Below are 12,283 nucleotides of genomic sequence, written 5' to 3' on the forward strand. Positions count from 1 at the left end.
GTAATTATCAGTTTTTGTCAATTAATGTCAGTACATATCGATTAGAAGAACATAATATATATGACGTCCATAATCGCCAGCAGCGACCATAAAATAATGTAGAGCATGAAATGCTCGCGAATATTATTAACCAGATAGTGAAAGATGCGGCGCATCAATGTTTTTCCTGTCATTAAAAATGGCCTCACCAACGAGGCCATTGATCAATTATCGCTTAAAACGGGACAGCCTGAATGGCGTCAGGTCAAAAGCTGACGGTTTACCTTGGGCAAAATCAGTCGCAATTTCGCCCAGTACGGAAGCAAACTTAAAACCGTGTCCGCTGAGTCCGGTAATCACCAGCGTGTTGTCATGGTCTGGCAACGTATCGATAATGAAGTCTTCATCTGGCGAGTTATCGTAAGTACAGGATGCGCCATGCAGACAACAGCCAATGCCAGGCAAAATAGCGCGCAGGAATGGGAAAGCCTCAGAACCATCGCTGGCGACAGCGGCAAACGGTTTACGTTCTTCAGGTGAATGAATGACCTGTCCGCCGTTATGTTTGCCAATTTTTAACTCGTCATTCTCAGCCGGAAAACCGTAGTATTGATCGCCATTTGGCAGTTCGCCGGTAAATGCCGGGAATTTGTTTTTGACACTGTAGCGCCCGTCAGCCTGATACCATGCGAACACCTTACGCACCGGTTGTATCGGCAGTTCCGGCAGCAATGCCTTGACCCAGGTACCGGCGCTGACGACGACTTTTTTCGCGTGGTAGTCACCATCGGCTGTTGCAATCGTTACGCCATCATCGTGGTGATGAATCGCCGTGACGGGGCATTTAAACAGCTGTGCACAACCCGCCTCTTCAGCCAGGCGAATCCAGGTTTTAATGGCTAACTCACTACGTAAAAAACCGGATTCAGCTTCAAACAGTCCGATATAGTTTTCAGGCACGCGAAGTTCTGGCCAGCGAGCCATGATGGCTGCAGCATCCAGCTGCTCGACATTGAGCTGCCACTGTTTGGCACTTTGCGCTACGGTCGCTAAGAAGGTTGAATCTGCAGGGCCCAGGTTGATAACGCCAGAGCGAACAAAAACAGGCTCTTCATTTTGTGCGGAAAGTTCATCCCACAAGGTCTGGGCACGTAGCACCAGTGGAACGTATTTTTCACCTTCGCCATACGCATGACGAATTAATCGTGTATCGCCGTGGTGGCTGCCCTGCTGATGCGGTGGCATATGCGCATCGATCATCAAAACGTTGAGACCGGCGCGAGTGGCGTAGTATCCGGCTGCGGCGCCCACGGAACCGCTGCCAATAATGATTAAGTCGTATTTCATCCGCTTCTCTCTGCAATCGCGATAGTATACGTTAAATAATTCGAGTTGCAGGACAAAACGCTCTGGCCGTTTTGAATAGCGCTTGCGCTGGCCCCGAAGGGGCGAGGCCAAAGGCCGAGTAAAGCCAATGCACATGCAACTTGAAGTATGACAGGTATAGCAGCGTAAATAACTGAACCGGAATATTCAACCTGCAAATAAGAAAGGCACCGCGAAGGTGCCTTTTGATGGTGTGATGTATCAGGTTTAATGTCGCTGATACTCATTTACCTGGTAATCGCCAGATTCAATTTTGGCGATTCCGGCTTCTAATATCGAAATAAATTGCCTGGCAACATCAGTGGTTAACCAGAGCGTTTGACCGACTTCAGTCCCATCCGGGTCCGGACGATTCGGGGTCTGGTAGTGCAAACGCAGCATCAGCGCATCGTAGCTATCAACAGTGCTGATGTCCCACCCTACAAGCGGATGAGTCTGAATGACTTCATTATTCTTTTCCATCATGCCCCCTAATTCGTGTTACTAGACAACGGTTTTCGAGGTTCAATGCGTTTTTTTCTGAAGCAACTTCAGTATATCAATAAATAAGGGTATTCATTGAAAATTTAAAGAGGGCGGCGCATAAATTTTTTGTTTTCAGTGTTATCTGACTAATAAAACAACATGTTATTCATTTTTTTTTAGCATGTTGTGCAATTATTTTGGTGATTTGATTAAAAGATAATCAAGGTGCTTAATATAAATTATCTGCCAGCGTGGTGAATGCAAGATTGATTTAAAGGATTCACGTATAAAAAAGCCGGGGCGACCCGGCAAACAAACATCACTGCATATCATTTTTTATTCGTTGATGAACCAGTCATCCGCGCTTTCCCAGGTTTCCTGTAGGATTTCGCTGATGCGTTCTTTGTCCTCTTTTGATGCGCCAATAACCGACAGATTGTTGGCCCCGGCATAACGAACGGTAACGTTACCTTCGTTATCCGGAAAATGATGATGAATACGGCGGGAGAGTTCACCTGCCAGCGCGTCGATAGCACCGGCTGGTAAAGGTGAAGTTTTGGCAATAGTGACTTCAATACGCATAATAGCCCCCTGTTGGATATACTGGTTATTTATACAGTTAACTGCGCCAGTTGACAACAGTGGGCTACACTTTTTTAGCGTTTTACTGACCAGCGTACCGTTTCACCGCCAAGGAAAGGCACCAGCGTATCGTTTTCCAGCGCAATGCTCTCCGGGACCTGGTGCTCCACGCGTTCCAGCTCAATAAAGGTCTCATTCACCGGCAAACCATAGAACTGCGGGCCATTGAGTGAGCAGAAGGCTTCGAAATGGTCCAGAGCGTTCATCTCTTCGAACACAGTGGCATAGCTGCCCAGCGCGGTCGGCGCATTAAAGCAGCCCGCACAGCCGCAACTGGACTCCTTACGATGACGCGCATGCGGTGCGGAGTCGGTGCCAAGGAATGCACGACTGAATCCGCTGGCAACCAGTTCGCGCAGCGCCTGCTGGTGAACATTACGTTTGAGTATCGGCAGACAGTACAGATGCGGACGAATTCCGCCGACCAGCATATGGTTGCGGTTAAACATTAAATGCTGCGGTGTGATGGTTGCTGCAAGAAGCTCGTTGCCCTCGCGAACGTACTCGGCGGCATCTTTGGTCGTGATATGTTCAAACACCACTTTTAGCGCGGTTAAACGCTGACGTAAGGGGTCCATCACCGTTTCGATAAAACGTGCTTCGCGATCGAAAATATCGATATCAGCATGCGTTACTTCACCATGCACCAACAGTGGCATCCCCAATTTTTCCATGCGCTCCAGTACCGGCATAATGGCATCGACCGAGGTTACACCGTGTGTAGAGTTGGTTGTTGCATTGGCGGGATACAGTTTAGCGGCGGTGAAGACACCTTCGTTGAATCCACGCTCAAGTTCATTAGGATCCAGCGTGTCCGTTAAGTAGCAGGTCATTAATGGCGTAAAGTGATGTCCGGCGGGTACAGCGTCCAGAATGCGCTGACGGTACGCAATGGCCGCGTCAACGGTAGTGACCGGCGGAGCGAGGTTTGGCATAACAATCGCGCGACCATAAGTTTCACTGGTATAAGGCACGACAGTTTTCAACATGTCGCCATCGCGAAGGTGAAGGTGCCAGTCGTCTGGGCGGCGGATCTTTAAAACCTGGGATGGTGCAGTCATCAATATGCTCCGGCTGAGGATAGTCTTTTTTGCCGGAAACAAAGGATAAGCGGAAACGTTTTCGTTTGCACGAAAAAAAAGGGCGCATTCGCGCCCTGTTGTTGATTAATCGGTAAACGGGATAATGATTTCGCCCGGTTTAACCTCAATCCCTTTCGCCAGTTTTTTCGCCAACGCTTCGCCTTTGCTGCTGTCTTCACGCAGAATATAGGCCGGTTGCTGGTTAAAGTAATTGCGCAGCGACTGATTTAAGTAGGGCATCAGCGTTTGCAGTACAGATTGCATTTTCTCTGGTGTGACGGTCGCGTCGACCACTTCCATTTCTTGCAGATAAATCGCGCCTTTTTCTTTATTGAAGACTGGCAATGCTTTTAACTTCAATTTCATGGTCGCTTTCTGGCTACCAAAAAGGGAATTCATATCCAGATTGGCATCGCCTGTCAGCGTCACTTTATTCGGTTCTTCGCGACCAATCTGGCTGGCGAGATTGGTCAGTACGATGTGGGCTTCAGCGACGCCAGGCAGACCAATATCTTTCGAGAAGTCGTTATGCTTAGCCAGTGCCTGATTAATCTCTTGCTCGCTAACCGTGTATTGTGTGAGTTGATTACAACCAACCAACAGGCCGCTGACAATCAGTGCAGCAGCAAAAAAAATCTTTTTCATGGGGTTCCTCAACATGATGCTTGTGGCGTAATCGTGACACAAAGCAGCATCAAGCACCAGCGACCCGGACACCAGCAGAAAAAACTGAAATTGAGTCCGGGACGTCTGGTCAGCTATCAGGCATCAGGTTCCAGCATGCCGCGTGACGGGCGTTTATGGCTAAACTGCCAGCCCAGCGCGAGGAAGGTGATAAAGCCGATAATGCCGAGCATCATCCACGGGAGTTCTGGCTGTGACAATGCTTTACCCATGTCAAACAGCCAGCCGCCACCGATATAACCGATGGCACCGCCGATGGCTAACCCGAGGCGGCTAAAGCCCATGTAGCTGCCCCGTGCGCGCGCATTTGCCAACGACGCGCTCAGCGTCTCGCGTGCCGGTTCCGCAATGATAGAACCGATATAGAAGGTGCAAATCAGGGTGAAAAGCTGCTGTAAATTTCCGACCAGACCGATGGGCATCATGCTAAGAGACATGATCAGCAGGCCTGCCATCAGCCGATGCTCAAGACGAAAACGTTTCTCACTCCAGCGGGCGATAGGGTAGAGCAGCGTTAAAGAGAGACACGCCTCGATGGCATACATCCACTTCACGGCGGCTGGCGAACCGGCAATGTCATTAACCATAATTGGCAGCATCAACATAACCTGTACCGCCAACATGTAATACCCCGCCAGCGTCAGGACATAGGTGACAAATCGTTTGTCATGCATCACATGGCTCATGCCTTCGCGCACGGGAATTTTCACGGTGGACAGCTTCCATGCCGGAAGCAGCCAGGCGTTAAACGCAGCGCACAAAACGAACAAGATCGCACCCGTAGCGCAGACCAGACGGAAATCGTACTGTAACAGCCAACTGCCGAGTAATGCGCCAACAACGGCACCGGCACTGTCCTGCATCATCAGGATGGAGAAAAAGCGCCCGCGCTTTTCCGGGCGGATCAGTTTGACCACCAGTGCCGAACGGGGCGGGTCGAATAATGTACCGCCTAAGCCGGAGAGGAAACAGGAAAACCACAATAGCCAGGGTTCGTGCGCAATCCCCATCGTGGCGAACCCGGCGGCACGCATCAACATGCCGGTCACAATCATGGGTTTGGCACCAAAGCGGTCAGCAATTGCGCCGCCAAAAATCCCCAGACCTTGCTGAATAAATTGGCGCAATCCAAGTGCGATACCGACCATCACGGCGGCCCAGCCCATTTGGTCGACGAAACGGATAGAGATCAGTGGGAAAACGACAAAGAAACCCAGCACGACCAGCATATTATCGATGAGCAGGAAATATTTACCCAGGTTCCTTGCCTGCGAGACTTGCGACATTTCCCCTCCAGGGAAAAAACTCGTCACTCGGTGGAGAGTTTAAAAGATAAGCACCTTCTATTCTGCGGTGTCGTTTGCGCTTTTCCCACCCTTGGCGGGACAATATTTTTTTATCAAAAGTCCGTCTTGATAGAGAGTTTTCATCAAAATGTGTGAATAATTCAAAAAATGGCATTTTGCTCTTTTCACAGGGTGTATTTGCACAGGTATAGTAATGCGAATTGCGTATTGAAGACGTTACGGGAAGGAGTAGGTATAGAATGTTTGGCTATCGCAGTAACGTGCCAAAAGTGCGCTTAACCACGGACCGCCTGGTCGTGCGTTTGGTGCATGAGCGTGATGCCTGGCGTCTGGCAGATTATTACGCAGAGAATCGTCATTTCTTAAAGCCCTGGGAACCTATCCGCGATGAAAGCCACTGCTACCCCTCTGGCTGGCAGGCGCGTCTGAGCATGATCTCTGAATTTCATAAACAAGGTACAGCCTGGTATTTCGCGCTGCTCGATCCCGACGAAAAAGAAATTATCGGCGTTGCGAACTTTTCGAACGTGGTGCGCGGATCTTTCCACGCCTGTTATCTCGGTTATTCCATTGCGCAGAAGTGGCAAGGGCAGGGGCTGATGTACGAAGCCCTGACCGCCGCAATTCGTTATGTACAGCGGACGCAACATATTCACCGCATTATGGCGAACTACATGCCACACAATAAGCGTAGCGGCGATTTGCTGGCGCGACTCGGCTTTGAGAAAGAAGGGTATGCAAAAGACTATCTGCTGATTGATGGGCAGTGGCGCGATCATGTGCTGACGGCGTTGACAACATCAGAATGGACCCCCGGTCGCTAAGTTTCAGGCGCGCGGCCTGAATAATGGAGAAGACGATGAAATACGAATTAACCGCCACTGAAGCCCGTGTGATTGGCTGCTTATTAGAAAAACAGGTTACTACACCGGAACAATATCCCCTTTCCGTGAATGGTGTGGTGACCGCGTGTAATCAAAAAACCAACCGTGAACCGGTGATGAATCTGTCGGAAGCCGACGTGCAGGACCAGCTTGATAACCTGGTAAAAAGGCATTTTCTGCGTACGGTGAGCGGCTTTGGTAATCGCGTGACCAAATACGAACAGCGGTTCTGTAATTCAGAGTTTGGCAATCTTAAGCTTAGCGCGGGTGAAGTGGCATTGATCACCACGCTGTTACTCCGTGGCGCTCAGACACCGGGTGAATTGCGTAGCCGCGCATCCCGAATGTATGAGTTCAGCGATATGGCGGAAGTGGAGTCGACGCTGGAGAAACTGGCTACCCGGGAAGATGGCCCTTATGTGGTCCGCCTGGCGCGTGAACCTGGAAAGCGAGAAAGTCGTTATATGCACCTGTTTTGTGGCGAGGTTGATGAGTCACTCGCTGCGGCAGATGAACCGCAGGCGGCGTCTGGAGATTTGCAGGCGCGTGTTGAAGCGCTGGAAACTGAAGTGGCAGAGCTGAAACAGCGGCTCGATTCGTTATTGGCACACCTGGGAGACTAACGTGGGAAAATTGCGTATCGGCGTGGTCGGGTTAGGGAGTATCGCGCAAAAGGCATGGTTGCCTGTGTTGGGCGCATCTGCGGACTGGACATTGCAGGGCGCATGGTCGCCCTCGCGGGAAAAAGCGCTGCGTATTTGTGAAACCTGGCGAATGCCATACGTTGATTCTGTACAGAATTTAGCGGCAACCTGCGATGCCGTTTTCGTTCATTCCAGTACCGCCACTCACTACGCCGTAGTGAGTGAGTTGCTGAATGCCGGCGTTCACGTTTGCGTGGACAAGCCGCTGGCAGAAAATCTGCGCGAAGCTGAACAACTGGTGGAGCTGGCGGCGCGGAAAAAACTGACACTAATGGTTGGGTTTAATCGTCGCTTTGCGCCGCTGTATCAGGATCTAAAGGCGCAGTTGGGCAATGCGGCGTCTGTTCGTATGGACAAGCACCGTACGGATAGCGTCGGGCCGCACGATCTGCGTTTTACGCTGCTGGATGATTATCTGCACGTGGTAGACACCGCGCTGTGGCTGGCGGGAGGACAGGTTCAACTTAATGGCGGCACGCTGTTAACAAATGACACCGGTGAGATGCTGTATGCTGAACATCATTTTTCTGCCGACCAGCTACAGATAACCACCAGCATGCACCGCCGTGCAGGTAGCCAGCGCGAGTGTATCCAGGCCGTGACGGAAGGGGGCTTGATTGATGTGACGGATATGCGGGAATGGCGCGAGGAACGCGGGCAGGGTGTGGTACATAAGCCCATTGCAGGATGGCAAACGACGTTAGAACAACGTGGGTTTGCCGGATGCGCACGTCATTTTATAGCCTGCGTACAAAATCAGACGGTTCCTGAGACGGCGGGCGAGCAGGCGATTCTGGCGCAGCGTGTGGTTGAAAAACTGTGGCGGGAGGCGATGGAGGAATAACCCCCTGTAACATCTGGCGGTAGTAATTCACGCTAATCCAGGTACTATATGCCCACTCAAAAAACACCTCTTTTCAAGCTATAGACCAGTTTGTCGGCCTGATAAGACGCTTTAGCGTCGGCATTAGGCTCTGCGACATCACCGGATGAGGGCTCAACGCCTTCTCCGGCCAATGGACTGGCTATGCGGGGTTCTGCCTCAGAGTCTGGAATACAACATAGATGAATTTATTAAAATCGCTGGCAGCCGTCAGCTCGATGACGATGTTCTCACGTGTGCTGGGTTTTGCGCGTGACGCGATTGTCGCCAGAATCTTTGGCGCAGGGATGGCGACCGACGCCTTTTTTGTGGCATTCAAACTTCCTAACCTGCTGCGCCGTATTTTTGCTGAGGGTGCGTTCTCCCAGGCGTTTGTACCGATTCTTGCCGAATACAAAAGTAAGCAGGGCGAAGACGCCACCCGCGTGTTTGTCGCCTATGTTTCTGGTCTATTGACGCTGGCGCTGGCCGTCGTCACGGTGGCCGGGATGCTTGCTGCGCCGTGGGTGATCATGGTCACCGCGCCAGGGTTTGCTGATACTGCAGATAAGTTCACACTGACTACCCAACTGCTGCGGATAACTTTTCCTTATATTCTGCTGATTTCGCTGGCCTCACTGGCAGGTGCAATCCTTAACACATGGAATCGCTTCTCCATTCCCGCGTTTGCGCCGACGTTTCTGAATATCAGCATGATTGGTTTTGCGCTGTTTGCCGCGCCTTATTTCCATCCGCCGGTGCTGGCGCTGGCGTGGGCTGTCACCGTGGGCGGTGTGCTGCAATTGGTTTATCAGCTTCCGCATTTGAAGAAAATTGGCATGCTGGTACTGCCGCGTGTCAACTTCCGCGATGAAGGTGCGATGCGCGTCGTGAAGCAAATGGGGCCGGCGATCCTTGGGGTTTCCGTCAGCCAGGTTTCCATGATTATTAACACGATCTTCGCCTCGTTTCTGGCCTCCGGCTCAGTGTCATGGATGTATTATGCTGACCGTCTGATGGAGTTTCCCTCCGGTGTTTTGGGGGTTGCGCTGGGGACAATCCTGCTGCCGTCACTGTCCAAAAGTTTTTCCAGCGGTAATCATGATGAGTATTGTCGCCTGATGGACTGGGGGCTGCGCCTGTGTTTTCTGCTGGCGTTACCCAGTGCCGTGGCGTTGGGTATCCTGGCGAAACCGCTGACGGTGTCGCTGTTCCAGTATGGAAAATTTACCGCGTTTGATGCGGCGATGACCCAGCGTGCGCTGGTGGCGTATTCGGTCGGTCTGATTGGCATTATCATCGTGAAAGTATTGGCGCCTGGTTTTTACTCGCGTCAGGATATTAAAACGCCGGTAAAAATTGCCATTGTGACGCTGATTCTGACCCAGGTGATGAACCTGGCGTTTATCGGGCCGTTGAAGCATGCCGGACTGTCGTTGTCGATCGGTTTGGCGGCGTGTCTGAATGCTTCACTGCTCTATTGGCAACTGCGCAAACAGAAAATATTCACCCCACAGGCAGGATGGGCCTGGTTCCTGACGCGTCTGGTGATTTCAGTGCTGGTGATGTCTGCTGCGCTGGTAGGGATGCTTTACATGATGCCGGACTGGTCACAAGGGACAATGGTGTGGCGTGTGATGCGTTTGCTGGCGGTGGTGGTCGTGGGAATCGTGGCCTACTTCGCCGCTCTTGCGGCGCTGGGCTTTAAAGTGAAAGAGTTCGTTCGCCGGACGGCGTAATGGACATCCTATGCCGGATGGCGGTACCACGCCGCATCCGGCCAACAGAATAGCGTTGCCTGATAAGCACAATGCCATCAGGCAATGATCAAATAGAGAATTTTTTCCCACCGCGATGTGCCGCAGATGTGTGGCCGTTCGCGCCATACAGCGTCGGCTCCTGGTGCGGTTTCAGCACTTGAATTGCCTGTTGATTGCGTTCGATTTGCCCTTCCAGCAGCCAACCATTGTGCTGGTTGAGATCACGCAAATGCTGTGTTTTCTTCGTGATTGTCTGCCAGCGCTCGGCAATCTCATCGTTGGCGCTGCGCGTGGCGTCATTCTCCAGGCGGCGCTGCTGTTCCAGATAATCGAGGGTGGCCAGCAAAGAACTTTTTTCTTCTGTAATTCGCTGTAGCTGGCTACCGTTGATCTGCCCTGCAGAGAGCTGATGCTGCTCAGCATCCATCACTGTTTTTAGGTCATTGAGGACGGTCGTCATCTGATCAAGTATTTCTGACAAACGAGTCATACTTTATTTACTCTGTAGGTAGCTCTGTGCCTCGCGGATCAGCGAGTCGGCAATTTTTCCGGTATCCATTTTCAGCTCGCCGTTGCGGATCGCGGTTTTCAGCGCTTCGACACGTTCCATATTGATGTCATTGGTGCCGGGCTGCATCAATTTGGCCTGAGCGTCACTCAGCATTACGCTGGTGCTGTTTGTCGTCGCTGTTTTTTCCTTCCGCGCTTTTTGTACCGGCGAGTCGCTGGTTTCGCGTGGCTGGACAGTGCTTACTGGCTTCAATGGTGAGGTACGATCAATACTCATTTTTTCTATCCTCATCGAGGGGTTACGCTATAGCGGCCCGCTTTAATCATTGGTTGATTATCTATCGGCACTCGCTAAAAAATCTTTAACCTATTATAGGTTAATAAGAATATTCCCATCAGAATCGACGATTCCACTCACCACCTGACCAGAAATCATCCGCACTCGGGCGTTTTGCGCGACGGCTGCATTGTTGAGCGCTTTACCTTCGGCATTGACCCGAAAGCCGTCTCCGTTGGCGATAACCATCACGCGTTGACCCGCTTTTATCCGCCACGCCTGGCGCAACATTGTGAGCTGGATTGGCTGACCGGGAACCAGGTCGCGCAGGCTCACGGCATCCTGAACCTGGTTAATGTCCAGTACGGCGCGTGGCGGCAGTTGATCCAGACGACCACGTTTTAGCGTTACGCTGGCCGCGTTCAGTGCGCTTCCGCGGGCAACAGGGGTCGCTGCGACAACATAGTTGCCGGTGGCTTGCACAGTGACCTGCAGATAGCGTTTTTCATTGGCGCAGCGGGCCAGCACGTTCACGTTACCCCACAGTTTCGCACTGCCGGACACGCTCAGCGCAGGCTGATCGCAGCTGGGCTGCAAGTTTGGCGGCGTACGGACAGTGACGACCACCTCATCGCTAAACCCGGCCAGGCGCTGGGAAAACCACGCGGTTAACTGCGAATTCAGGTCTTGTGCCAGCGTCATAGGGCTGAACAGCAGTGCTGCCACGACTATTCCACGTTTAAACGTTTGCATCAAAACCTCGCGCTTTTTCAGGTAGTGGCAGGATTCTACCTGTGTGACGCAGTCATCAACGCAACAAATAGCGACGCATTTTGCGTTTATTCCGGCGATAACGCGCGCGTGATGGGATTTAAGCTGTCGGCTGAATTTTGTCATTTGCGGAGGAGATATGCTCGATAAGCTCGATGCCGCCTTACGTTTTCAACAGGAAGCGCTGAATTTGCGCGCCCAACGCCAGGAAATATTAGCGGCCAACATTGCCAATGCCGACACGCCGGGGTATCAGGCGCGCGACCTGGATTTCGCCAGTGAATTAAAAAAAGTCATGGTGCGAGGGCGGGAAGAAACAGGCGGTGTTTCGTTGACGCTGACCTCTGCACAACACATTCCTGCCCAGACTGTCTCGGCTCCTTCTACGGAGTTGCTCTATCGCATTCCTGACCAGCCGTCTCTGGATGGCAACACGGTGGATATGGACAGGGAGCGTACGCAGTTTGCGGATAACAGCCTGAAGTACCAGATGGGGCTTACCGCGTTAGGTGGGCAAATCAAGGGCATGATGAACGTGCTGCAAGGAGGGAACTAACCCGTGGCGTTGCTCAATATTTTTGATATCGCAGGTTCTGCGCTGACGGCTCAGTCTCAGCGTCTGAACGTGGCTGCCAGCAACATGGCGAACGCCGATAGCGTGACCGGACCTGATGGTCAGCCGTATCGCGCAAAGCAGGTTGTTTTTCAGGTTGATGCAGCACCAGGCGCAGCAACCGGTGGCGTAAAAGTTGCTGACGTCATTGAAAGTCAGGCGCCGGACAAGCTGGTTTATGAACCGGGCAATCCGCTGGCGGATGCGAATGGCTACGTAAAAATGCCGAATGTCGACGTGGTTGGCGAGATGGTTAACACCATGTCTGCTTCACGCAGCTATCAGGCAAACGTTGAAGTGCTCAATACCGTGAAGAGCTTGATGCTTAAAACGCTGACGCTGGGCCAGTAAAGGAGG

General features: G+C 51.9%; 16 protein-coding genes. 6 read left to right on the forward strand and 10 right to left on the reverse strand.

Annotated features, from left to right (window positions below):
- Positions 1–41 precede the first annotated feature (41 nt).
- The 7 genes from NNN64_RS13685 to mdtH form a co-directional block, all read right to left on the reverse strand.
- The gene (locus NNN64_RS13685) at positions 42–155 is read right to left on the reverse strand and encodes a YceO family protein (RefSeq protein ID WP_003846814.1); all 114 of its coding nucleotides are present in this window, start codon (positions 153–155) and stop codon (positions 42–44) included.
- A gap of 52 nt (positions 156–207) precedes the next feature.
- Positions 208–1,326 (reverse strand): N-methyl-L-tryptophan oxidase, encoded by a 1,119-nt coding sequence (gene solA, locus NNN64_RS13690; protein WP_271441723.1) that lies wholly within the window; start codon positions 1,324–1,326, stop codon positions 208–210.
- 246 nt (positions 1,327–1,572) lie between these two features.
- Complete coding sequence (gene bssS / locus NNN64_RS13695) at positions 1,573–1,827, reverse strand: biofilm formation regulator BssS (RefSeq protein WP_003036154.1); 255 nt, start codon at positions 1,825–1,827, stop codon at positions 1,573–1,575.
- Between the two features lie 339 nt (positions 1,828–2,166).
- Positions 2,167–2,412: a DNA damage-inducible protein I gene (gene dinI / locus NNN64_RS13700; RefSeq protein WP_202038314.1), complete on the reverse strand. Its 246-nt coding sequence runs from the start codon at positions 2,410–2,412 to the stop codon at positions 2,167–2,169.
- Between the two features lie 74 nt (positions 2,413–2,486).
- Positions 2,487–3,533, reverse strand: coding sequence for a dihydroorotase (gene pyrC / locus NNN64_RS13705; RefSeq protein WP_271441724.1), 1,047 nt, complete (start codon positions 3,531–3,533; stop codon positions 2,487–2,489).
- Between the two features lie 105 nt (positions 3,534–3,638).
- Complete coding sequence (locus NNN64_RS13710) at positions 3,639–4,199, reverse strand: lipoprotein (protein WP_061068127.1); 561 nt, start codon at positions 4,197–4,199, stop codon at positions 3,639–3,641.
- A 116-nt stretch (positions 4,200–4,315) separates the two neighbouring features.
- A complete protein-coding gene (gene mdtH / locus NNN64_RS13715) occupies positions 4,316–5,524 on the reverse strand; it encodes a multidrug efflux MFS transporter MdtH (RefSeq protein ID WP_137383040.1) in 1,209 nt (402 codons plus the stop codon).
- 260 nt (positions 5,525–5,784) lie between these two features.
- On the opposite strand from mdtH, the gene rimJ reads away from it, so the two are divergent.
- The 4 genes from rimJ (at position 5,785) to murJ (ending at position 9,734) form a co-directional block, all read left to right on the forward strand.
- Positions 5,785–6,369 (forward strand): ribosomal protein S5-alanine N-acetyltransferase, encoded by a 585-nt coding sequence (gene rimJ / locus NNN64_RS13720; protein WP_005129064.1) that lies wholly within the window; start codon positions 5,785–5,787, stop codon positions 6,367–6,369.
- Positions 6,370–6,404: 35 nt separating this feature from the next.
- Entirely contained in the window at positions 6,405–7,052 is a 648-nt protein-coding gene (locus NNN64_RS13725; RefSeq protein ID WP_048211222.1) for a YceH family protein, read from the forward strand.
- A 1-nt stretch (position 7,053) separates the two neighbouring features.
- Positions 7,054–7,977, forward strand: a complete 924-nt coding sequence (locus tag NNN64_RS13730; protein ID WP_271441725.1) for a Gfo/Idh/MocA family protein — start codon at positions 7,054–7,056, stop codon at positions 7,975–7,977.
- Between the two features lie 221 nt (positions 7,978–8,198).
- Positions 8,199–9,734 (forward strand): murein biosynthesis integral membrane protein MurJ, encoded by a 1,536-nt coding sequence (murJ, locus tag NNN64_RS13735; protein WP_271441726.1) that lies wholly within the window; start codon positions 8,199–8,201, stop codon positions 9,732–9,734.
- Between the two features lie 88 nt (positions 9,735–9,822).
- Here murJ and flgN read toward each other — a convergent pair whose 3' ends face one another.
- The 3 genes from flgN to flgA form a co-directional block, all read right to left on the reverse strand.
- Positions 9,823–10,245 carry a flagella biosynthesis chaperone FlgN gene (gene flgN, locus NNN64_RS13740; RefSeq protein ID WP_271441727.1) on the reverse strand — a complete coding sequence of 141 codons (423 nt, stop codon included), beginning with the start codon at positions 10,243–10,245 and terminating at the stop codon, positions 9,823–9,825.
- Between the two features lie 3 nt (positions 10,246–10,248).
- Positions 10,249–10,542 (reverse strand): flagellar biosynthesis anti-sigma factor FlgM, encoded by a 294-nt coding sequence (gene flgM / locus NNN64_RS13745; protein WP_005129057.1) that lies wholly within the window; start codon positions 10,540–10,542, stop codon positions 10,249–10,251.
- A gap of 93 nt (positions 10,543–10,635) precedes the next feature.
- Positions 10,636–11,295 carry a flagellar basal body P-ring formation chaperone FlgA gene (gene flgA / locus NNN64_RS13750; protein ID WP_271441728.1) on the reverse strand — a complete coding sequence of 220 codons (660 nt, stop codon included), beginning with the start codon at positions 11,293–11,295 and terminating at the stop codon, positions 10,636–10,638.
- 157 nt (positions 11,296–11,452) lie between these two features.
- On the opposite strand from flgA, the gene flgB reads away from it, so the two are divergent.
- Together flgB and flgC are read left to right on the forward strand one after the other, a co-directional pair.
- Entirely contained in the window at positions 11,453–11,869 is a 417-nt protein-coding gene (gene flgB, locus NNN64_RS13755) for a flagellar basal body rod protein FlgB (protein ID WP_003036189.1), read from the forward strand.
- A gap of 3 nt (positions 11,870–11,872) precedes the next feature.
- Positions 11,873–12,277, forward strand: coding sequence for a flagellar basal body rod protein FlgC (flgC, locus tag NNN64_RS13760; protein ID WP_045441655.1), 405 nt, complete (start codon positions 11,873–11,875; stop codon positions 12,275–12,277).
- The last annotated feature ends 6 nt before the right edge of the window (positions 12,278–12,283 follow it).

The organism is Citrobacter sp. Igbk 14 (genome assembly GCF_028069825.1).
Lineage (GTDB): Bacteria > Pseudomonadota > Gammaproteobacteria > Enterobacterales > Enterobacteriaceae > Citrobacter.